General features: G+C 60.5%; 24 protein-coding genes and 1 pseudogene. 20 read left to right on the plus strand and 5 right to left on the minus strand.

From position 1 onward, the window contains the following. Positions 1-306 precede the first annotated feature (306 nt). Complete coding sequence (locus OGL93_RS03685; protein ID WP_263261001.1) at positions 307-1,632, plus strand: uracil-xanthine permease family protein; 1,326 nt, start codon at positions 307-309, stop codon at positions 1,630-1,632. 18 nt (positions 1,633-1,650) lie between these two features. Here the strand turns inward: OGL93_RS03685 and rutR are convergent, their stop codons facing one another. After that, entirely contained in the window at positions 1,651-2,544 is an 894-nt protein-coding gene (gene rutR / locus OGL93_RS03690) for an HTH-type transcriptional regulator RutR (protein WP_346659631.1), read from the minus strand. A gap of 153 nt (positions 2,545-2,697) precedes the next feature. On the opposite strand from rutR, the gene rutA reads away from it, so the two are divergent. The 7 genes and pseudogenes from rutA to OGL93_RS03725 all read left to right on the plus strand — a co-directional run. After that, positions 2,698-3,816, plus strand: a complete 1,119-nt coding sequence (gene rutA, locus OGL93_RS03695) for a pyrimidine utilization protein A (protein ID WP_263261002.1) — start codon at positions 2,698-2,700, stop codon at positions 3,814-3,816. A gap of 2 nt (positions 3,817-3,818) precedes the next feature. After that, positions 3,819-4,577, plus strand: coding sequence for a pyrimidine utilization protein B (rutB, locus tag OGL93_RS03700; protein ID WP_263261003.1), 759 nt, complete (start codon positions 3,819-3,821; stop codon positions 4,575-4,577). Between the two features lie 21 nt (positions 4,578-4,598). Next, positions 4,599-4,991 (plus strand): pyrimidine utilization protein C, encoded by a 393-nt coding sequence (gene rutC / locus OGL93_RS03705; RefSeq protein WP_263261004.1) that lies wholly within the window; start codon positions 4,599-4,601, stop codon positions 4,989-4,991. Next, on the plus strand, positions 4,991-5,776 hold the full coding sequence (gene rutD / locus OGL93_RS03710; RefSeq protein WP_263261005.1) for a pyrimidine utilization protein D: 786 nt from the start codon (positions 4,991-4,993) through the stop codon (positions 5,774-5,776). The genes rutC and rutD overlap by 1 nt, the downstream gene beginning before the upstream one ends. A gap of 47 nt (positions 5,777-5,823) precedes the next feature. Then, the gene (gene rutF / locus OGL93_RS03715; RefSeq protein ID WP_263261006.1) at positions 5,824-6,363 is read left to right on the plus strand and encodes an NADH-dependent FMN reductase RutF; all 540 of its coding nucleotides are present in this window, start codon (positions 5,824-5,826) and stop codon (positions 6,361-6,363) included. Between the two features lie 179 nt (positions 6,364-6,542). Further along, a complete protein-coding gene (locus OGL93_RS03720; protein WP_263261108.1) occupies positions 6,543-7,784 on the plus strand; it encodes a glutamine synthetase family protein in 1,242 nt (413 codons plus the stop codon). 78 nt (positions 7,785-7,862) lie between these two features. Further along, positions 7,863-9,128, plus strand: a pseudogene (locus tag OGL93_RS03725) (MFS transporter); the annotation flags it as partial. Between the two features lie 50 nt (positions 9,129-9,178). On the opposite strand, the gene OGL93_RS03730 reads toward OGL93_RS03725, so the two are convergent. From OGL93_RS03730 to flgA, 4 genes are all read right to left on the minus strand, one after another. Beyond that, entirely contained in the window at positions 9,179-9,925 is a 747-nt protein-coding gene (locus tag OGL93_RS03730) for a flagellar brake protein (protein WP_263261008.1), read from the minus strand. A gap of 83 nt (positions 9,926-10,008) precedes the next feature. Then, a complete protein-coding gene (locus tag OGL93_RS03735) occupies positions 10,009-10,476 on the minus strand; it encodes a flagellar protein FlgN (protein ID WP_263261009.1) in 468 nt (155 codons plus the stop codon). Between the two features lie 53 nt (positions 10,477-10,529). Then, positions 10,530-10,832, minus strand: a complete 303-nt coding sequence (gene flgM, locus OGL93_RS03740; RefSeq protein ID WP_263261010.1) for a flagellar biosynthesis anti-sigma factor FlgM — start codon at positions 10,830-10,832, stop codon at positions 10,530-10,532. A gap of 148 nt (positions 10,833-10,980) precedes the next feature. Beyond that, positions 10,981-11,730 carry a flagellar basal body P-ring formation chaperone FlgA gene (flgA, locus tag OGL93_RS03745; protein ID WP_263261011.1) on the minus strand — a complete coding sequence of 250 codons (750 nt, stop codon included), beginning with the start codon at positions 11,728-11,730 and terminating at the stop codon, positions 10,981-10,983. A gap of 92 nt (positions 11,731-11,822) precedes the next feature. Here flgA and OGL93_RS03750 point away from each other — a divergent pair, with 92 nt between their 5' ends. The 12 genes from OGL93_RS03750 (at position 11,823) to flgJ (ending at position 22,304) form a co-directional block, all read left to right on the plus strand. Then, complete coding sequence (locus tag OGL93_RS03750) at positions 11,823-12,749, plus strand: chemotaxis protein CheV (protein ID WP_263261012.1); 927 nt, start codon at positions 11,823-11,825, stop codon at positions 12,747-12,749. Between the two features lie 46 nt (positions 12,750-12,795). Continuing rightward, positions 12,796-13,623, plus strand: a complete 828-nt coding sequence (gene cheR, locus OGL93_RS03755; protein ID WP_263261013.1) for a protein-glutamate O-methyltransferase CheR — start codon at positions 12,796-12,798, stop codon at positions 13,621-13,623. A gap of 392 nt (positions 13,624-14,015) precedes the next feature. Further along, positions 14,016-14,423: a flagellar basal body rod protein FlgB gene (flgB, locus tag OGL93_RS03760; protein WP_263261014.1), complete on the plus strand. Its 408-nt coding sequence runs from the start codon at positions 14,016-14,018 to the stop codon at positions 14,421-14,423. Positions 14,424-14,426: 3 nt separating this feature from the next. Next, a complete protein-coding gene (gene flgC / locus OGL93_RS03765; RefSeq protein WP_263261015.1) occupies positions 14,427-14,879 on the plus strand; it encodes a flagellar basal body rod protein FlgC in 453 nt (150 codons plus the stop codon). 15 nt (positions 14,880-14,894) lie between these two features. After that, a complete protein-coding gene (locus OGL93_RS03770; protein ID WP_263261016.1) occupies positions 14,895-15,620 on the plus strand; it encodes a flagellar hook assembly protein FlgD in 726 nt (241 codons plus the stop codon). Between the two features lie 27 nt (positions 15,621-15,647). Next, complete coding sequence (gene flgE / locus OGL93_RS03775) at positions 15,648-16,946, plus strand: flagellar hook protein FlgE (RefSeq protein WP_263261017.1); 1,299 nt, start codon at positions 15,648-15,650, stop codon at positions 16,944-16,946. 48 nt (positions 16,947-16,994) lie between these two features. After that, positions 16,995-17,183: a hypothetical protein gene (locus tag OGL93_RS03780; RefSeq protein ID WP_263261018.1), complete on the plus strand. Its 189-nt coding sequence runs from the start codon at positions 16,995-16,997 to the stop codon at positions 17,181-17,183. A gap of 311 nt (positions 17,184-17,494) precedes the next feature. Beyond that, positions 17,495-18,232, plus strand: a complete 738-nt coding sequence (locus OGL93_RS03785; protein WP_263261019.1) for a flagellar basal body rod protein FlgF — start codon at positions 17,495-17,497, stop codon at positions 18,230-18,232. Between the two features lie 63 nt (positions 18,233-18,295). Further along, a complete protein-coding gene (gene flgG, locus OGL93_RS03790; protein ID WP_263261020.1) occupies positions 18,296-19,081 on the plus strand; it encodes a flagellar basal-body rod protein FlgG in 786 nt (261 codons plus the stop codon). A 70-nt stretch (positions 19,082-19,151) separates the two neighbouring features. Continuing rightward, complete coding sequence (gene flgH / locus OGL93_RS03795; RefSeq protein WP_263261021.1) at positions 19,152-19,847, plus strand: flagellar basal body L-ring protein FlgH; 696 nt, start codon at positions 19,152-19,154, stop codon at positions 19,845-19,847. A gap of 12 nt (positions 19,848-19,859) precedes the next feature. Further along, positions 19,860-20,969: a flagellar basal body P-ring protein FlgI gene (locus OGL93_RS03800; RefSeq protein WP_263261109.1), complete on the plus strand. Its 1,110-nt coding sequence runs from the start codon at positions 19,860-19,862 to the stop codon at positions 20,967-20,969. Between the two features lie 12 nt (positions 20,970-20,981). After that, positions 20,982-22,304, plus strand: a complete 1,323-nt coding sequence (gene flgJ, locus OGL93_RS03805; RefSeq protein ID WP_263261022.1) for a flagellar assembly peptidoglycan hydrolase FlgJ — start codon at positions 20,982-20,984, stop codon at positions 22,302-22,304. The last annotated feature ends 10 nt before the right edge of the window (positions 22,305-22,314 follow it).

Below are 22,314 nucleotides of genomic sequence, written 5' to 3' on the forward strand. Positions count from 1 at the left end.
CATTTCAGCCACCTTTGCCACGATCGAGCAGCCGTTAGGCAGCCGACGACGCACGCCTGTGGCCTTCGACACTCACGCTCCATAACCCGCCACCGAGGCATCCGGGCGCACTGATCAAGTGCTCTGAAGTGGACCAATAGGTCCGCCGATTTATGCGCGATTCGCTATCTCCTTGTTTATCCACGCCTTCGCCTCCCTGGCATGCATTCTGCTGAGCGCCTGTGGCTTATGGCCGATGGATCAGGCAGCCCGCCATGGCGTACCTGACACTGCCGGGATGAACTCAACTCAAGGGGTGGACGCTAAATGAATAACCCGTTTTCCTGGTCGATCAATGCCAAGCGCGGCGCAATCATCGCGCCCAACGAGCGCCTACCCTGGCCACAGACCATTGTGCTGGGCATCCAGCATGTGTTCGCTATGTTTGGCGCCACCTTGCTAGCACCTTTGCTGATGGGGCTGGACTCCAACGTAGCGGTGCTCATGAGCGGAGTGGCCACTTTGGTGTTCTTTATGGTCACACGCGGTAAGGTCCCGAGTTTTCTTGGCTCCAGCTTCGCTTTTATCGGAGCGGTTAGCGCGGCGACTGCGTATGCCGGCAGCGGGCCGAACCTTAATATTCCCCTTGCGTTGGGTGGGGTGGTGCTTTGTGGGCTGGTATACGTGGCTATTGGCATCGTCGTGCAGGCGGTCGGCGTAAGCTGGATCGAACACATCACGCCGCCCGTGGTGACTGGCACGGTGGTGGCCGTCATCGGGTTGAACCTGGCCAGCGTACCGATCAAAACCATGGCCTTTTCCAATTTTGACACCTGGATGCAGCTGATTACCTTCGTTTGTGTCGCTTGCATTGCCGTCTTCACAGCAGGGTTGCTGCAGCGAATGCTGTTATTGGCCGGGCTGGTAGCCGCCACGCTGATCTACTTCGTGCTCGCCAACGTGCTGGGCCTGGGCCATCCCATTGATCTTGGCCGTATCGCCACCGCGCCTTGGGTGGGAATCCCCGCTTTCCAGGCGCCTGTATTCACGATGTCCGCAGCGCTGTTGATTGTTCCGGTAGTGGTCATCCTGATTGCGGAAAACCTGGGGCATATCAAAGCCATCGCCTCGATTACCGGGCAAAACCTGGACAGCTCCATTGGCCGCGCGTTTATCGGCGATGGCATCGCCACGGTACTGAGCGGCGGTGTGGGAGGGGCTGGTATGACCACCTACGCGGAGAACATTGGCGTTATGGCTGCCACAAAGGTGTATTCCACCGCGTTGTTTACCGTCGCGGGCATCGTGGCCATTATCTTGGGGTTCTCCCCCAAGTTTGGCGCTGTGGTGCAAACCATTCCGGTACCTGTGATGGGCGGGGTGTCGATCGTGGTGTTCGGCCTGATTGCCATCGCCGGAGCAAGGATCTGGGTGGAGAATAACGTCGACTTCTCTGACAGCCGTAATCTACTGGTGGCGGCGATTCCGCTGGTGCTCGGTACCGGCGACTTTACCCTTCATATCGGAGGCTTCGCCCTGGCCGGGCTAGGCACTGCAACCTTCGGCGCGATCTTGCTGAACCAACTGCTGAACCGCCGATCGACCACACGTAACAGCGCCTTGGACGAGCCTGCCTCCTTGGCATCGAAGTAAGCGCGGCCTCTGCCCAGGCTAAGGCCTGGGCTTGATGCCGTTGAAGATCAGCCCTTTGATGTTTTCCAGGGTCTGAGTGAAAAACTCAGGGTCGGCGAGGGTCTTTCCGGTGACCGCCTGCACTTGAGTGCTGAAGTCCGCATAGTGCTGCGTGGTGCTCCACAGATTAAAAATCAGATGGTAAGGGTCTATCCTTTCCAGCTTGCCGGCTTCGATCCATTCCCCAATCACCTGGACTTTCATAGCCACCAACTCGCGCAGTGGCTGTTCGAGTTGAGCGCTGATCAACGGCGCCCCTTGCATGATCTCCATGCAGAAGAGTTTCGACTCCGCCGGATGGTCCCGGGAGAGTTCCAGCTTTACCCGGATGTATTCGCCTATGGCTTCGATGGGGTCTTGCTCGGCACTGAACCCGCGAAGCGGATGCAACCAGACTTCCAGCAAATGCTCGAGCACGCTGACGTAAAGATCTTCCTTGCTGCCGAAGTAATAAAGCAGGTTGGTTTTCGAAACATCTGCGGCAGTTGCCACCTGCTCCAGGCTGGTGCCATGCAGCCCATACATTGAAAATAATTTCAGTGCCGCCTGGATAATTACCGTGCGCTTGTTTTCGACCAATTGCGCGCGCCGGCTCTGCGCTTTCTCGCTCATCTTTCGGGCAGGCTTTTTCCCTGCGACGTTCCGTTCAGCTACAACTTTGGCCCGCGCGTTGTTGGCGAGTGCCTTTGCCGGCTGCTTGCGCGTTGGGCCTTCTCCATCAGGCGTTGTACTTTTCACAGATCGGTCCGGGTTGCAAATCGGTCGGGCATTGTAGCAGCCCCCTCGAGAAATGAACGAGACACTCCGCTCCGCTTCCGGTAGCGCGCACTGAAAATGAGCCCGGCGCCTCAGCACTGTGCGGAGCAGGGCCAACCGAATGGTCCTGAGTGGACCATTTGGTCTGAATTAACCGATTGTAAATTCACAACTGGATGATTAATAAGGTTTTTTATTTTATGGCATAGCTTGTGCTGTATCCGGGAGGAACGTTGCCATTCATTCAAATCAACGGGCCCGGAGGTGTTTATGAAAGTCGGTATTTTTATTCCCATCGGAAACAACGGGTGGTTAATTTCCGAAAACGCGCCTCAGTACAAACCCACCTTCGAACTTAACAAGCAAATTGCCCAGTGCGCAGAGGCTTATGGCCTGGACTTTCTCTTGTCGATGATCAAGTTGCGTGGCTTCGGCGGCAAAACAGAGTTCTGGGACCATAATCTTGAGTCTTTCACGTTGATGGCTGGCCTGGCTGCGGTCACTACGAAGATCAAGCTTTTTGCCACGGCGCCCTCGCTGGCACTGCCCCCTGCCATCGTCGCGCGGATGGCGTCCACCATCGACTCGATCTCCAACGGCCGGTTTGGCGTGAACCTGGTGACCGGTTGGCAACGGCCAGAGTATTCGCAGATGGGCCTGTGGCCCGGCGATGAATTCTTCAGCACCCGGTACCAGTACCTGGCTGAATACATACAGGTGCTGCGCGACCTGTGGGAGCGCGGTCAGTCAGACTTCAAGGGTGATCATTTCACCATGGACGATTGCCGGTTGAGCCCACGGCCCCAGGCGCCCATGAAGGTCATCTGTGCCGGCCAAAGCGATGCCGGCATGGCGTTTTCCGCCGACCATGCCGACTACAATTTTTGCTTCGGCAAAGGCATCAACACCCCCAAGGCGTTCGCGCCGGCTGCGCAGAAGCTTATCCAGGCCACAGAAGTCAGTGGCCGCAAGGTCAGCACCTACGTACTGATGATGGTCATTGCTGATGAAACCGACGAGGCGGCCTGGGCCAAGTGGGAACATTACAAGGCCGGTGTCGATGAAGAAGCAGTGGCGTGGCTAGGCGTTCAAGGCGGGGCAGATAAAACCTCTGGCGCAGACACCAACGTGCGGCAAATGGCAGACCGCACCTGCGCAGTGAATATCAATATGGGCACGCTGGTGGGCTCCTATGCCGCCGTGGCCCGCATGCTCGACCAGGTTGCCGAGGTTGAGGGGACCGAGGGCGTACTGTTGACCTTCGACCATTTCGTCGAGGGCGTCGAAGCTTTCGGCACGCGCATCCAGCCGCTGATGACCAGCCGGATCGACGCGCACACCCCGGTGCCGTCGCAGGCAAGGAACATCTCGGCCGCGGTGGGGGCATAGCCATGGGTATCAAGCAGAACCTTACCCTGAGCTCCAACACACCAGCGGGTATTGCCAACCTTGGCAACACCCAGCCCTGGGTGCTCCCGGCACGGCCAGAACCGCTGTTCTTGCATGCCAGCAATACCGCATTAGTCGTGGTGGACATGCAGAACGCCTATGCCTCGGTGGGTGGTTACGTGGATTCGGCCGGCTTCGATATTGGCGGTGCCCAAGGGGTGATCGACAACGTGGGCAAAGCGATCACGGCGGCCCGCGCTGCAGGCATAACGATCGTGTACCTGCAAAATGGTTGGGACAACCAGTACGTGGAGGCAGGCGGGCCAGGCTCGCCCAACTGGTACAAGTCCAACGCGCTGAAAACGATGCGCAAGCATCCAGAACTGCAGGGCAAGTTCCTCGCCAAGGGCGGCTGGGATTATGAAATGGTCGCGGCACTCACGCCCCAACAGAACGACATCGTGGTGGCCAAAACCCGCTACAGCGGCTTCTTCAATAGCAACCTGGATAGCACGCTGCGTGCCCGTGGCATCCGAAACCTGGTGTTCACCGGCATTGCCACCAATGTGTGTGTGGAGTCCACCCTGCGCGATGCCTTTCACCTCGAATACTTCGGTGTGATGCTCGAGGATGCCACCCATGAGCTCGGCGGCGCGGCAATCCAGGCTGGCGCCGTTTACAACATCGAGACGTTCTTCGGCTGGGTCTCGACCGTCGAGGCGTTCGTAAACGTGGTAAGCGCCGAACACCCCATGCAATGACTTCTCCATGAGGGACCGCAAATGCCTAAGCAAGCCATTATTCCACCCGGCACCACCGCCCCCATTGGCCCGTTCGTGCCGGGTACCTGCGCGGACGGCATCGTCTATGTCGCCGGAACGCTGGCATTCGACGCCAACAACAACGTTGTTCATGTGGGCGACGCCGCTGCGCAAACCCGTCACGTACTCGACACCATCAAGCGGGTGATCGAGACCGCAGGCGGGGCCATGGAGGATGTCACGTTCAATCATGTGTTCCTTAAACACTGGGAGGACTATCCCGCGATCAACGCGGTGTATGCCGAGTATTTCCCCGGGGTAAAGCCGGCCCGGTATTGCGTTCAGGTGGGGTTGGTGAAGCCTGAAGCGCTGGTGGAGATCGCCAGCGTGGCACATGTAGGCAGGCCCGGATGATGAGCACGCTCTATTGGGAAACCCACGGCCCTGCCGATGGCGAGGTGGTGTTGATGTGCTCAGGGCTGGGTGGTTCGGCCGGCTATTGGGCGCCTCAAGTACCGGCCCTGGTGGAGGCGGGTTACCGGGTGGTCCTCTATGACCAGCGGGGCACGGGCCGCAGCCTCCAACCGCTCAAGGCGGATTACCGTATCGAGGACATGGCCGCTGATGTGCTGGCGCTGCTCGAGCAGGCGGGGGCCCGGCAGTGCCATTTCGTTGGCCACGCCCTCGGCGGGCTGGTCGGCTTGCAATTGGCACTGGATGCCCCGGCCGCCTTGGCCAGCCTGGCACTGATCAACGCCTGGGCGCAGCCTAACCCGCACTCGGCGCGCTGCTTCGAGGCGCGCCTGGCGTTGTTGGACCACGCTGGCCCCCGCGCTTACGTACAGGCCCAGCCGATATTCCTCTACCCGGCGAGTTGGGCCGCGCTGCATGCCGAACGCGTCGATCAGGAAGTGGAACACGCGCTGGAGCACTTTCCTGGGGCCGCCACCCTGCGCGCGCGGATTGGCGCATTGCGGCGCTTCGACGTCAGCGACCGGCTCGCACAGGTCATAACGCCCACGCTGGTATCCGTTGCCCTGGACGATGTACTGGTGCCTGCGACCTGCTCGGCGCAGCTGGCGCGGGCAATCGCCGGCAGCGTGTACCACGCGGTGCCCCATGGCGCGCACGCCCACAACATCACCGATGCGCCAGCGTTCAACCGGGCGCTGCTGTCCTTCCTTGCAAGGCTAAGGTAGCTCGCCGCGCCCGAGCCATCGTTTGCCCCCGATATGGAGATTGCCCCATGCACACTTCGCTAGCCCAACCCCACACGCTGACGGCCATTGAATCGGCGCCCGGCTTGACCAAGCCCGCGTTTCGCGACGCGATGGCGCGGCTGGGCGCGGCGGTGAACATCATCACCACGGATGGCCCGGCGGGGCGAGCGGGCTTTACCGCCTCGGCGGTATGCAGCGTGACCGATGAGCCGCCAAGCTTGCTGGTCTGCCTCAACCGCGCGGCCTCCGTGTATGCCACCTTCAAGGGCAATGGCGTGCTCTGCGTGAATGTGCTCGGCGCCGGCCACCAAGGCATCTCCAATCTGTTCGGCGGCAAGACGCCCATGGCAGAGCGATTCGCCGCGGCCAGTTGGTCGCCCGGTGCGTCTGGTTCGCCGATTCTCGAAGAGGCGAGCGTTTCCTTCGACTGCCGCCTGCGCCAGAGCACTGAGGTCGGTACCCATGACGTGCTTATTTGTGAAGTAGTGGCTATCAAGGCCAGCGAGCGAGCGCACGGCCTGATCTATTTCAACCGCGCCTATCACGAGCTGTCGGCCGCTCAATGATCACGCGGTGCCTTTTGCTTGATATTTTTAACGCCCGATGCGAATTTTGTACGGGTCGCCGCTCACGGCACTGACCTAATAACAAGGATTGCGTCATGCTGACCGATAGCCCGCTCGCGGGCGTTGATGAGATCGAATGCGTTACCCCGGACCTGAACGGCGTGCCACGCGGCAAGGTGATGACCGCGGCAGGTTTCTCGGAGGGGCGACGCCTGCAACTGGCAAGGGGCGTGCTGCTGCAGTGCATCATGGGCGGCTACCCGCCTGCACGCTTTTACGGCAGTGACGACGGCGATCTGGCGCTAGTTCCAGACCCCGCGCACATCTACCGGTTGCCCTGGAGTGAGCACCCCCGTGCATTGGCTATCTGCAACGCCGAAGAACTCAGCGGTGGCGGCTCCTCGTTGTCGACCCGGGCCCAGCTCAAGCGGGTGATCGCCCGCTACGCCGCGCGTGGGCTCGCGCCGGTGGTGGCCACGGAGCTTGAGTTCTATATATTCGCCGCCAACACCGACCCTTCCCAGCCGTTCCAGCCGCCCGTGGGCCTCGATGGTCGGCGCGAGGACGGACATTCGGCGTTCAGCGTGTCCTCCAATAACGGGCTGCGGCCGTTCTGGAACGAGGTATACCAGTGCATGGCGGCGCTCGGGCTGCCGCGCGACACCTTCATGCACGAAATGGGCGTCAGCCAGTTCGAGATCAACCTGCTGCACGGCGATCCGCTACTGCTCGCCGACCAGACCTTCCTGTTCAAGCACCTGCTCAAGGAGGTCGCGCTCAAGCATGGGTTGATCGCGGTATGCATGGCCAAGCCGCTGGCGCAGGTGCCGGGCAGCTCCATGCATATTCACCAGAGCGTGGTCAGCCTGGACAACGGCCGTAACGTCTTCAGTGACGACAAAGGCCAGCCGACCTCGGCCTTCCGCCATTTCATCGGCGGCCAGCAGGCGGCCATGGCGGACTTCACCGCCTTGTTCGCGCCTAACGTCAACGCCTATCAACGCCTGTACCATCCGTATGCCTCGCCAAATAACGCCTGCTGGTCAGAGGACAACCGCGCCGCTGGCCTGCGAATTCCCGCCAGCGCCCCGGTTGCCCGGCGAGTAGAGAACCGCCTCCCTGGCGCCGACGCCAACCCTTACCTGGCCATCGCCGCCAGCCTTGCTGCTGGCCTGCACGGCATCGAGCGCGAACTCGAGCCGACGCCGCCTATCCAGGGCGAGTTCGAGGTGCCGGAAAATCTTGCATTGGCCTGTACCCTGGAAGGGGCATTGAAGCGTCTGAAACGCAGCGAACTGGCCGTGGAACTGTTCGGCCAGGAGTTCATCGAAGGCTACATCGCGACCAAGACCATGGAACTGACCAGTTTCATGGACGAAATCACCCCCTGGGAACGCCGCGTCCTCGCCACTCAAGCCTGATCCGTCGGCGCCCTGGCTGTGGCCAGGGTCGCCGTTGTGTTGCCTTCAGGTCATTTGTGCGGGTGTTGCGGAGCGTCAATGCGTCAGATCTGGAAAAACTTTCGAGGCTTGTACTTCGCGGCCCTCATGATGCTGATCGGGTCGGGCCTGCTCAGTACCTACCTTGCCTTACGCTTGGCTGCCGACCACGTGGATGGCCTGTGGGTGGGCGCGCTGATGGCAGCGTATTATTTCGGCTTGGTGCTGGGCGGCAAGATCGGCCATCGGTTGATCGCCCGGGTGGGGCATATCCGGGCATACACCGCATGCGCCGGAATCGTCACCGCGGCGGTGCTGGGGCATGGCCTGACCAGTCTATTGCCCGTGTGGCTGCTGCTGCGCTTGGTGGTCGGGCTGGCGATGATGTGCCAATACATGGTCATCGAAAGCTGGCTCAACGAGCAGGCCGAAGCGCGCCAGCGCGGGCTGGTGTTCAGTGGTTATATGATCGCCTCGTACCTGGGGCTGGTGCTCGGCCAGTTCATCCTCGTGTTACACCCGCAGTTGGGGCTGGAACTGCTGATGATGGTCGCCTTGTGCTTTGCCCTGTGCCTGGTGCCGGTGGCTTTGACCCGGCGCATTCACCCGGCTGCCCTGCACTCAGTGCCGATGGACCCGCGCTTCTTCATCCAGCGGGTGCCGCAATCCTTGAGCACCGTGCTGGGCGCGGGGCTGATCATCGGTTCGTTTTACGGGCTGGCGCCGTTGTATGCAGCGGGGCAGGGCCTGAGCACGGAAGCGGTGGGTATGTTCATGGGCTGCTGCGTGTTCGCCGGCCTTGTGGTGCAGTGGCCACTGGGCTGGCTGTCGGACCGCTATGACCGCGCCGCGCTGATTCGCACCATTGCCATGGCCCTCTGCGTGCTGGCACTGCCCATGGCGGTGCTGCCGCGGCTGCTGCCAATGCCGATGGAAGCGCTGTTCGCCGGTGGGTTCGTGGTGTCGTTGTTGCAGTTCTGCCTGTATCCGTTAGCGGTGGCATTTTCTAACGACCATGTGGAGAGCGAGCGCCGGGTTTCGCTCACCGCCATGCTGTTGGTGACTTACGGGGTGGGTGCCAGCATCGGGCCGCTGGCCGCCGGGGTGCTGATGAAGCTTTACGGCAGCGAGATGCTCTACGGGTTCGTGTCGTTCTTTGCCCTGGTGCTGGTATGGCGAGTGCGGCCGCGGGCGGTCACCAATTTGCACCAGGTCCAGGATGCACCGCTTCATCACATCGCCATGCCCGACAACATGACCAGCTCCCCACTGGTCGCCGCGCTCGACCCGCGGGTGGACGAACAGGTGGTCGAAGATCAGATGAAAGACAATTGACCGTCGGCGCTTACAGGCAGCAGGCCATGGTAGCGATCAGGTCAGAAGTCGTCTTTATCGAATCGCCGGGCTTCGCGTTGCAGCTGGTAGACGAAACGCTCGACGTTACGCTGCACCAGCCCGCTCATGTTATGGAAGCGTACGCCGGCGAACGTGGTTTCCAGGCGCTCTTCGAAATGAAGGTAGCGTAGCTCGACCGGCGTGGTAATAGCGCCGAAGGGCAGGGCGGCGGCAAATTTGTCATACACCTGGCCCAGCTGCAGTTGCTGGGTGATGTCGCCTTCGAAGCGCAATTTGCATCCAGTGGCGGAGACGTCCAGCAGCTTGCCTCGCACAGGCTTGGCCAGCTTGTCGCCGGCAACCTCGACATCGACCAGCGCGGAGAGCTTGAGCGCCGCCCGGAACGCATTGCGGCGCTGGTGGTAGATGACCTCTACCGGCAGCGCGCCACGATAGCTGCGGCCATTTTCGTTATCCAGCACACGGAACTGCCCATTGGACTCCCACGCAATGCGTACGCCATCGTGGAAGCCTTCTACCCGGAAGTGCTCGCCGTTTGTCAAAAAGCGCTCCCCATCTCGGGGGATCAGCTCGTCGAGGGCGAACGTCCCGCTGTCCCGATCCACATCCACCACATAGCTCTGAAAGCGCTGCTGGCGCTCGGTAAACGTCACGATGAGCGGGTCGTGCCCGTCCATCAGCGACTTCACGTTGGCCAGAATCTCTAACGCAGTGGTAAGAACCTTGGGCGGTTGCGGCACATCGTCCGCACTCGAGGCGTTGAACACGATGATCGGGTCTCCAGGCAAAAAACGTAACGGGCAAGCGTGAGGCATTGTGCCATCACTGTATGCGCGGCGATACTGAAACCTCAGGCCTGGCTGAGAGCCCGTACTGTGGCCAACCGGGCGGTGGCGCCGCGGGCGGTGTACAGCGAAGGTGTATCGCCGCCACGCAGGATCTTCAGCTGGTTGGCGGTAGCGAACTGCTGCAATGCGATCGCTCGACCGTTTTGCTCGTTAACCGCCTGACACCCGGCCAGGATCGCCGCCAGGTGTTCGCCACGTTCGACCAGCACCTTGCCCAGCACCGACTTCTCAGCCAGTTGCGCAAGGCCCTCGGCATCCGGAGACAACCCCATCGAGGCCAGCAACTCGCTGCGTCGACGGCCGTGCTGGCCCAGCTGCACGATCAACGACTGCTTGTGCGCCAGGATGTTTTCCAACAACTGCATGTCACGACCCCGCAGCGCGGTATATTCCTCGCGCAGCAACGCCTGTAACTGCTCGGCGGGCGCGATGTCATCTTCAATCAACTGCAACAAGGTCGTGTCGTGCATGGCGGGTCTCGATGTTCACTACGCCCGGTAAGTCATGAGCTGCGTGAGCGGGCTCAGGCTTCGAAAGAAAGCATTTTGCTGGCAACGCGGCTGCTATCGACCTGGTAGCTGCCATCGGCGATCTGCTGCTTGAGTTCGGCGACACGGCTGGCATTGACGGGTGCGTCGGTGCCTAGGCTTTCAGTCACCTTCTTCATGTGCTGGGCAACATCGCTGAGTTGGACGGACTCGCCCGCTTGGGTGGTTTGCTGGACGCTTTTGACGTCGTCTACGGCCCCAACTGGCTTGCTGCTGGTGGTACGAGCAGTGCTGGAGACCTGAGTGGAGCCGGTAACGCTCCGGAAATCGATAACCATGATATGAACCCCTTGGTATTTGGACGCTTGCCTTGTTTTCGACTAGGTGCCGAGAAACTTTAGGGTATTTTTTCGAAAACACCCCAACGGCAAGGTTCACCCGCCAAGTGTAGGAAAATCAGGCTCGGGCCGCTAGGGCGGCTCGTCTTTACATGGACACTTCCACCTGCGCCGGGCCGGTCACCCGCGCCTTCACCACCCGCTGGGAGTTAAGGTTGCGCACGCGGATCTGCTCATTCATGCCGCCATTGCTCAAGGCTTCGCCAGGCATTTTCACCGCCAGGGTGCCGCTACGCGCGGTGATCACTACCTGGTCACCCTTGCGGATGACCTCCGGCTGCTCGATCTGCACCGGCGCTACTACCTGGTCCATGACCGTTGGTCGGATCACCCTCTGCCCCAAGGCTTGATCGAGCGAAACAAGAAAACCTTGATTCAACTGGCCCACGTCGCGCTCCTTTAGCACCACGTCGCCCTCCGCGATGACGGTGTCGCGCTTCAGCGGCCGGGTGGCGACTATCACTTCGCGGTACAGCTTGACCGTCGCGGGCACGAAGACCGTCCACGGCGAGCCGCCTTCGCAGCGCACCCGCACGGTCACTCGCCCCAAGGGAATGGCCGGGCTTTCGAGGCGAGCGGTGAGCTCACGGTCGCACTGTGGCATGCGCAGCCGGGGGTCGAGGGTGGCCACTTCGATCTCATAGCGGCCTTCGGTCTGGCTCGTCGCTAAATAATCTTCGACGGTGAACTCAAGAAACCCTTGGGTTACACCGATAAGCTGTTCGGGCGCTGTGACATCGTCGGCAAGCAAGCGCCCGGAACCGAAGAGACACAAGGTAGCGAACAACCCATAGAGGGTCGCGATCAGATGTCGTGAATATGGCGTTTTCTCGTTCATGGCTATGCTTGAGCAAGTGACGTGCCACAATCGCCGCTTGCTCGCACCTAACGGGGCTGCGCAGAGCCGACAGTACAAGGTGGAGGTTTAACATGGCTGGTGTGATGGATTCCGTAAACCAGCGCACGCAACTGGTAGGGCAGAACCGCCTTGAACTGTTGTTGTTCCGTCTGAACGGCAAACAGTTGTACGGCATCAATGTCTTCAAGGTTCGCGAAGTGCTGCAATGTCCGAAGCTGACCTTGATGCCCAAGTCCAGCCCGGTTGTTCGTGGTGTGGCCAATATTCGCGGCGCCACCATTCCAATTCTCGACCTGTCGATGGCCACGGGCTCGCGCTCGCTGGACACCGTGCAGGACACCTTCGTGATCATCACGGAGTACAACACCAAGATTCAGGGCTTCTTGGTTCATTCGGTCGAGCGCATCGTCAACATGAACTGGGAGGCTATCCATCCGCCACCCAAGGGCACTGGCCGCGACCATTATCTGACCGCGGTCACCCGGGTCGATAACCAGCTGGTGGAAATCATCGACGTGGAAAAGATCCTCGCCGAAGTTTCGCCGATCTCGGAAACCATCAGCACCGGCGTCATCGACGAAGCGGTCCAGAAGAAGGCTACGGCCTTGCGGGTACTGACCGTGGACGACTCCTCGGTAGCGCGCAAGCAGGTGAGCCGCTGCCTGGAAACCGTCGGCGTGGAAGTGGTCGCTCTCAATGATGGGCGGCAGGCGCTGGAATACCTCAAGGCGATGGTGGCCGACGGCAAGGACCCGAACGAGGAGTTCTTGATGCTCATCTCGGACATCGAGATGCCGGAGATGGACGGCTATACCCTCACGGCGGAAATCCGTAGCGATCCGCGGCTGCAGAAGCTGCACATCGTCTTGCATACGTCCCTGTCAGGCGTATTCAATCAGGCTATGGTGAAGAAAGTCGGCGCAGACGACTTCCTCGCCAAATTCCGCCCGGACGATCTCGCATCCCGGGTGGTCGAACGCATTAATGCAAAAGGTTGATCGGGCCTGGCCCGGTAAAAGATTCACCAACTAAGAGGCGGCACCATTGGCTACGGCGAATTCGGATTTTGAACAGTTCCGGGGCTTCCTGGAAAAGGCCTGTGGCATTGTGCTGGGCGAAAACAAACAGTACCTGGTGTCCAGCCGCCTCAACAAGCTGATGGAACAACAAGGCATCAAGACCCTCGGCGAGCTGGTTCAGCGTATCCAGAGCCAGCCACGGGGTGGCCTGCGCGAGCAGGTGGTCGATGCCATGACCACTAACGAAACCTTATGGTTTCGGGATACCTACCCCTTCGAGGTGATGAAGAACAAGGTCCTGCCGGAAATGATCAAGGCCAGCCCCGGCCAGCGCCTGCGCGTATGGTCGGCTGCCTGCTCTTCGGGCCAGGAACCTTACTCGTTGTCGATGACCGTGGAGGAGTTCACCCAGGCCAACCCGGGCCAGCTCAAGGGGGGTGTTCAAATCGTGGCGACCGACCTGTCGCCGTCGATGTTGCTCAACTGCAAAAGCGGCGAATACGACAGCCTGGCCATCGGCCGTGGGTTGTCGCCTGAGCGCTTGCAGCGGTTTTTCGACGTCAAGCCGGGCAACCGCTGGGCGGTGAAGGCGCCGCTGCGCAGCCGCATCGATTTTCGTCCCATCAACTTGCTGGACAGCTATATGTCGCTGGGCAAGTTCGATGTGGTGTTCTGCCGCAACGTGCTGATCTACTTCTCGGCCGAAGTGAAGAAAGACATCCTTTCGCGGATACACGCCACCCTCAAACCTGGCGGGTATCTGTTCCTGGGGGCGTCCGAAGCCCTCAACGGCTTGCCCGACAAGTACCAGATGGTGCAGTGCAGCCCAGGCATCATTTACCAGGCCAAATGACCCGCCGCTTCGCCGCCGGAAATCCACCGGCGGTGGAGCGGGGTTCTCCCCTGTAGTAGCGGGCTCAGCCCGCGTACCTTCTCCGCCAGTATTCCTTTCCGTTCCAGTTGGCCTCTGTTGGTGGGCTTCGCCCGCTCCTACAGTGCCACTTAGCCCGCCTGTCCTGCTCGCGCCTGCCTTGGCCCCTGTCTTGCTATCTCTCCAACACCGGCAGCTTTTCTGACGCTGCCCTTGCCGCTTTGCCGCTTGCCACCGGAAACGAATTGCCGCTTTTCTGGCGACATTTTTCGGTAATGCTCGGGGAGGCCTTGCAAAACAAGGGGTTAGAAAGTTGGCACAGCTGTTGCTATATCACCATCAGCACATCAAGTTTCGCCGCAGAGGTATAGATCATGGGCATCAGTTTCGACAAGGCGCTTGGCATCCACGAGCAGGCACTGAACTTCCGCGCGCAGCGTGCCGAAGTGCTGGCCAACAACCTCGCCAACGCCGACACCCCTAACTATAAGGCCCGCGATCTGGACTTCTCTTCAGTTCTGGCCGCGCAAGCCGACAAGACCCAAAACGGTACGTTCGGGTTGGAGCGTACCAACGCCATGCATATCGACGCGCAAGGGCTGAGCTCGGACGACGGCACGTTGCAATACCGCGTACCTACGCAGCCTTCGCTGGATCAGAACACCGTGGACGCGCAGATCGAGCAGTCGAACTACGCCAAGAACGCAGTGGATTTCCAAGCGAGCTTCACCTTGCTGAACAACAAATTCAAGGGCCTGGTCACGGCCATCAAAGGAGAGTAATCGATGTCTCTTTCCAGCGTATTCAACATTGCCGGCACCGGCATGAGCGCCCAGACCACTCGCCTGAACACCGTGGCCAGTAACATCGCCAACGCCGAGACCGTATCGTCCAGCGTCGACCAGACCTACCGCGCCCGTCATCCGGTGTTCGCCACCGTCTTGGCCGACCAGGCTGGCGGCAGCACCGGGGACAGCGGCTCGCTGTTCGATGACCAGGGCGTGGCGGGGCAGGGCGTGCAGGTCAACGGCATCGTCGAGGACCAAAGCAACCTCGAAGCCCGTTATGAACCCAACAACCCTGCGGCGAACAAGGACGGGTATGTTTACTACCCGAACGTTAATGTCGTCGAGGAAATGGCCGACATGATATCCGCAAGCCGGTCGTTCCAAACTAACGCCGATATCATGAACACCGCTAAAACCATGATGCAGAAAGTACTGACGCTGGGTCAGTAAGCCAAGGGATAAACCATGACCACTACTACTGACAGCACCAGCTCTTCGATACTCTCGCAATATGCGGTGTCGAATAAGAGCAGTACTTCATCTACATCGTCCACGTCGTCTTCTTCTACAAGTTCGGCCACGGGCAGCCAGTCGCTTGGCAAGGACACGTTCCTGCAACTGCTGGTCACCCAGTTGAAGAACCAGAACCCGCTGGACCCGCAAGACAACTCGGCATTCGTGGCCCAGTTGGCGCAGTTCAGCAGCGTGGAAGGGATCAACAATCTCAACAGCACGGTGTCGAGCCTGGCGAGCAACTACACCTCCAACCAGGCGCTGCAAGCGTCGGCCCTGGTAGGTCATTCGGTGTTGGCGCCTGCCAGCAGCACCGCGGTAAACACCAGCACGGGCCTTACCGGGCAGTTCGATCTGGCCTCGTCCAGCTCCGCGACCTCGGTCAAGGTATACGACGCCAACGGCGCGCTGGTGAAGAACATTGACCTGGGTTCGCAGGGCGCGGGCACGGTCAGCTTCAACTGGGATGGCACTAGCAACGACGGCGTTGCCCTTTCGTCGGGCACCTACAAGTTTGTCGCGAGCGCCACCGTAGATGGCAAAGAAGTTGCTCAAACCACGTACCTGCCTTCTACCGTCACAAGTGTGACGGTCGGCAGTACCGCAGGTGATATGTCTCTTAAATTGGCCGACGGCTCGAGCGTAGCGCTGTCGCAAGTTAAATCCGTTGGAATTTGAGCCGGCTAATCGGCACTGGAGTTTACTATGTCGTTCAACACCGGCCTCAGCGGTCTCAACGCGGCCAACACTGCTCTTAACGTTACCGGCAACAACATCGCCAACGTCGCGACCACCGGCTTCAAGAAGTCCCGCGCCGAGTTCGGCGACGTGTACGCCAACTCGCTGTTCCTGGGCAGCTCGAAGAACGGCGTAGGCTCGGGTGTGACCACCGCGGCGGTTTCGCAGCAGTTCACCCAAGGCACCATCAGCAGCACCGGCGCCAGCCTGGACATGGCCATCAACGGCAACGGTTTCTTCGTCGTCAGCGACAACGGCAACAAGGTATATACCCGCGCCGGTGCCTTCGGTACCGACAAGTCGGGCAATATCGTCGACGCCAGCGGCAACAAGCTGATGGGCTATGGCACCGACTCCAACGGCAAGGTCATCGACGGCGTGCTCACCACGCTGAAGGTCGACAGTTCGGCGCTCGCACCTAAAGCCACAGACCTTGTCACCGAAACGATGAACCTGAACTCCAGCAACAGCGTTCCGGCCGTTACTCCGTTCGATGCGTCCGACACCACCAGCTACAACTACACCTTCAGCACGGACATCTACGACAGCCAGGGTAACTCCCACACCATGAGCCAGTACTTCGTGAAGAACGACACGAACGACTGGACCATGTACACGACCATCGACGGCGTAAACCCGGCGGACCCGACGTCCACCACGCCGTTCTCGGCCAACATGACGTTCAATGCCGACGGCAGCCTGGCGACCACCACCAGCAGCGATTTCACCGTGGACTCGAACGGCAAGCTGACCATGACCAACTGGGTTCCGGCGGCCAAGAACGCTAGCGGCGTGATGGCCAGCAACGGGACTACCGCAGCCGATGGCGGCGTGAGCCTGAATATGGCCAGCACCACGTCCTATAACACGACCTCGGCGGTGACCGCCAAGTCGCAGGACGGTTATGCCACCGGTAGCCTGTCCTCCCTGTCGATCGATACTGAGGGCAACATCTTCGGGACCTATAGCAACGGCCAATCCAAGACCATCGGCCAGGTGGCGTTGGCCAACTTTGCCAACGTGCAAGGCCTGACCCCCAATGGCGCTACCGGCTGGCGCGAATCTTCCGCTTCCGGCGTGCCGGTTGTGGGCGCGCCCAACAGCGGCACCATGGGTACCCTGACCGCGGGCTCGCTGGAAGACTCCAACGTGGACCTGACCAGCGAACTGGTGAACTTGATCAAGGCGCAGAGCAACTACCAGGCGAACGCAAAGACCATCTCCACCGAAAGCACCATCATGCAAACCATCATTCAAATGACCTGATGCACGCGGGGCGGCGCAAGGAGTCGCCGCCCCCGCCGTGGAGCCCGCATGAAGAAGTATGTACACCTTTTGCTGATGCTCCTGACCGTGACCGGTGGCCTTGCACAAGGCGCTCCGGCTCCGTGGTTCAAGTATCAAAGCCTGAGCACTGGCCAGTTCGTGTGCACCCAGGCCGACCCAGGCGAAGCGTTCCAGCGGTTTGCCGGCCCGTTCAACAACGCGGGTTGCCGCCCGTAATGTAGGACCTGTAGGACCTGTAGGAGCGGGCGTACGCCCGCGAACTGCGCCCACGACCGCTCGTTTTGGCGATGCCCCATCTCACCGGGTTATGGCACCACCGCTTCGCCGTCAGCAAATTCGCGTCGCCGCCTTGCCGTCACCGGCAAGGCAACGCCGAAATATCGGCACCTCTCTACCGTCGGCTTTCTGTCGAACCGCTGTAAACCCCATTATAGAGCCATCGAGTCTGAGTTTTAAAACTTGGCCCGGGTATTGCTATATCTCTGGTACACAGTGACTCAGCGGCCGCAGCCGCCAAGGAGACGACCATGGATAAAATGCTTTACGTCGCCATGACCGGTGCCAGCCAGAACGCCCTTGCGCAAAAGGCTCACGCTAACAACCTGGCCAACGTATCTACCAATGGTTTCCAGAAGGACCTCGAGCAGGCTCGCTCCATGCCGGTGTTCGGCGACAGCTTGCCCTCTCGTGCCTACGCGATGACCGAGCGGCCCGCCACCGACCTGAGCGCGGGCCCGATGATCCAGACCGGCCGTGACCTCGACGTGGCCGTCGGCGGCGAGGGTTGGATTGCGGTGCAGGCCCCGGATGGTTCCGAAGCCTATACCAAGAGCGCCAGCCTCAACGTGGACGCGCTGGGCGTGCTGCGCACCAGCACCGGCATGGCGGTCATGGGCAATGGCGGGCCGATTGCCGTGCCGCCGGAAGAGCAGATCGATATCGGTCAGGACGGCACTATCAGCATCCGCTCGCTCGGCCAGGCGCCATCGGTGATGGCGACGGTCGACCGGATCAAGACCGTCAACCCCAAGGCGTCCGACCTTACCAAAGGCACCGACGGCATGATCCACACCAAGAACGGCCAGCCGGCCGCGGTGGATGGCAGCGTGCAAATGACTTCGGGCTTCCTGCAGGGCAGCAACGTGAATGCGGTCGATGAAATGACTCAGGTGATGGCGCTTTCCAAGCAGTTCGAGATGCACATCAAGATGATGACCACCGCCAAGGAAGACGATGAGGCGATGGCACGCGTCCTGCAAATGTAATGGTAACCCACACCTTTATTGACACCACAGGCGCGGCCTAGCCGGCGCCCGAAGGAGAACGCAATGCTTCCAGCACTTTATGTCAGTAAAACCGGCCTGGCTGCCCAGGACACCAACCTGACCACCATTTCCAACAACTTGGCCAACGTGTCCACCACCGGTTTCAAGAAAGACCGCGCCGAGTTCCAGGACCTGCTGTACCAGGTAAAACGCCAGCCGGGTGCTCAGTCTACCCAAGACAGCGAACTGCCTTCGGGCCTGCAACTGGGTACCGGTGTGCGGATCGTCGGCACCCAGAAGAACTTCACCGCCGGTAGCCTGCAGACCACTGACCAGCCGCTGGACATGGCTGTGAACGGCCGTGGTTTCTTCCAGGTGATGCAGCCGGACGGGACCATTTCCTACACCCGTGACGGTACCTTCCACCTGAACTCCGATGGCCAGATCGTCACCGCCAACGGCCTGGCATTGCAGCCTGCCGTGACCGTGCCGGCCGACGCCCAGACCTTCACCGTGGGCACCGACGGCACCGTCTCGATCACCACCACCGGCAGCGCTACCGCCCAGGTGATCGGCAACATCCAGACCGCCGACTTCATCAACCCGGCTGGCCTGCAATCCATCGGCGGCAACCTGTACCTGGAAACCGCCGCCAGCGGCGCGCCGAACGTCGGCACCCCTGGCTTGAACGGCTTCGGCACCGTGCTGCAGAACACCCTGGAAAACTCCAACGTGAGCACCGTTGAAGAGTTGGTGAACATGATCACCACCCAACGTGCCTACGAGATGAACTCCAAGGTGATCTCCACCGCGGACCAGATGCTCCAGTACGTGACCCAGAACCTGTAATCGCTGTTTGAAACTTCTTAATCGCTTGCCCAAACGCCTGAAGGATCAGTTACACCGTGAGGTTGGAGTCATGAATCGTCTGTCTGCTGTGTTGTTGTTGACTGGAGCTGCGTTGCTCGGTGGCTGCATGTCGCCGCCCCCGAAGGCGGACGATCCTTACTTCGCGCCGGTGTTGCCGCGCACGCCGTTGCCAGCAGCCTCCAACAATGGCTCGATCTACCAGGCTGGCTTCGATCAGAACCTGTACACCGACCGCAAGGCGTTCCGGGTAGGGGACATCATCACCATTACCCTGGCGGAGAAGACCTCGGCGAGCAAAAGCGCCAACTCCAAGGTGACCAAAAGCAGCAGCAACAAGATTGGCCTGACCTCGCTGTTCGGCGGCAGCGGGACGACCAACAACCCATTGGGTGGCGGCGACCTGAGCCTGGATGCCGGCTACAGCGGCGACCGCACTACCAATGGCGATGCCAAGGCCGCGCAGGGGAACAGCCTGACCGGTTCGATCACCGTGACCGTGGCGGATGTGCTGCCCAACGGGATCATCTCGGTTCGTGGCGAGAAGTGGCTGACGCTCAACACCGGCCAGGAACTGGTACGGATTGCTGGCCTGATTCGTGCAGATGACATAGCGACCGACAATACAGTGTCGTCGACCCGTGTTGCTGACGCCCGTATCACTTATTCGGGCACCGGCTCTTTTGCCGAGGCCAGCCAGCCCGGGTGGTTGGATCGGTTCTTCGCGAGCCCCTACTTCCCCTTCTGAGTACGTATGACCATGTTGAACTTCAAGCAGTTGGTGGCGGCATCCCTGTTGTTCCTGACCGCGTTCGGCGCTCACGCCGAGCGCCTCAAGGACATCGCCAGCATCCAGGGCGTACGTAGCAACCAGTTGATCGGTTACGGGTTGGTAGTGGGCTTGAGCGGCACCGGCGACCAGACCACGCAAACGCCTTTCACCCTGCAGACGTTCAACAACATGCTGGCGCAGTTCGGCATCAAGGTGCCCACCGGGACCACCTCCGCGCAGCTGAAGAACGTCGCGGCGGTGTCGATCCATGCCGACCTGCCAGCGTTCTCCAAGCCGGGCCAGACCATCGACATCACGGTCTCGAGCATCGGTAACTCCAAGAGCTTGCGAGGCGGCAGCCTGCTGATGACCCCGCTCAAAGGTATCGACGGCAATGTGTATGCGATTGCCCAGGGCAACCTGGTGGTAGGTGGTTTTGACGCTGAAGGCAAGGACGGCTCGAAAATCACCGTGAACGTGCCGTCGGCAGGTCGGATTCCTGGCGGCGCAACGGTAGAGCGGTCGGTACCGAGCGGCTTCGATCAAGGCAATTTCCTTACCCTGAACCTTAATCGGCCGGACTTTACCACCGCCAAGAACATCGTCGACAAGATCAACGAATTACTTGGCGCGGGAGTTGCAAGTGCAGTGGACGGGGGATCGGTTCGGGTGACCGCGCCGCTTGATCCCAACCAGCGTGTGGACTACCTGGCCGTACTGGAAAACCTTGAAGTAGACCCCGGCCAGGCCATGGCCAAGGTCATCATCAACTCTCGGACCGGCACTATCGTGATCGGCCAGAACGTCAAGGTAACGCCAGCGGCAGTGACTCACGGCAGTTTGACAGTGACGATCACCGAAGACCCGATCGTCAGCCAGCCCGGACCGTTGTCCAATGGCCAGACCGCTGTAGTTCCACGCTCGAAGGTCAATGCCGAACAGGAAGCCAAGCCCATGTTCAAGTTCGGCCCCGGAACCACGCTTGATGAGATCGTGCGTGCTGTCAACCAGGTTGGCGCCGCGCCCAGTGACCTGATGGCCATTCTTGAAGCCTTGAAGCAGGCCGGAGCCTTGCAAGCCGACCTGATCGTAATCTGAGGGTGATGCAGCATGGACATGTCTTCTGGCGCCGGCTCTTCTGGTGTGAAGTCCTCGGGCACCGATTCGGGTGCCTACACCGACCTTAACCGGTTGAACTCGCTCAAGGTGGGTGATCGCGACAGCGAGCCCAACCTGCGCAAGGTCGCCCAGGAGTTCGAGTCGGTGTTCGTGGGGCAGATGCTCAAGTCCATGCGCTCAGCCAACGATGTGCTGGCCAAAGACAACCCGATGAATTCCGAAGCCGTGAAGCAGTACCAGGACATGTATGACCAGCAGCTGTCGGTCAGCCTGTCCCACCAAGGCAACGGCATTGGCCTGCAAGACGTGCTTATGCGCCAGCTGTCCAAAACCAAGGACGTTGCCCATACCGGCAGCAACCCGTTCAATCGCCCGGACGCCAACCAGCACGCCTTGGGCGCAGTGCGCAATGGTTCGGCCGAATCGCACTCCGCCGCTGCCTCGGCGCACAACGACATGGCCATGCTCAACCAGCGCCGCCTGGCGCTGCCGAGCAAGTCCGTGGATCGCCTGCTGGCCGGTATCGTACCGGGCGAAACCGAAGCCACAAGCCGCAACACGCTGGTACGTGGCGAGGCGCCGCACGCCAACCTGCTGCACCCGCAAAAGGCGAATCGCATCAACGCACCGGTCACGGCACCTGCCAGCGACGCCATCGCCAGCACGGCCAGCGCCACTGGCAACGAGCAGAGCGCTGGGAGTGACAACGGCGCGGCATACGGCGACTGGACCCAAAACTATGCGGGCGCGCCCAAGGTTGCGGCTACTGGTTCACGCACTATCGCCCAGGTGCCGCTGGCACCGGGCAAGGCGGCGTTCGGCTCGCATGAGGACTTCATCGCCACCATGCTGCCCATGGCCCAAGAAGCCGCGGCGCGCATCGGCGTGGACCCCAAGGTGCTGGTGGCGCAAGCCGCGCTGGAAACCGGCTGGGGTAAATCGGTGCTGCGCCAGAGCGACGGCAGCACCACCCATAACCTGTTCAACATCAAGGCCGGTTCGAGCTGGAAGGGTGACACGGCGCGCGCGGTTACCGCCGAGTACGAAGGCGGCGAAATGGTCAAGGAGTCGGCGCAGTTCCGCTCTTACGATTCCTTCTCCGACAGCTTCCACGATTTGGTGAATCTGCTGCAGAACAACGATCGCTATCAAGATGTTGTGAAGTCTGCCGATAACCCGGAACAGTTTGTCAAAGAGCTGCAGAAAGCCGGTTATGCCACGGACCCGCATTATGCGAGCAAGATCGCGGCAATCGCCAAGCAGCTCCAGAGCTACGAGAACTACGCGTCTAGCGGCTCATCCACGACTTTATAAGGTTTGAACC

The organism is Pseudomonas sp. RIT-PI-S, from assembly GCF_025642975.1.
GTDB lineage: Bacteria > Pseudomonadota > Gammaproteobacteria > Pseudomonadales > Pseudomonadaceae > Aquipseudomonas.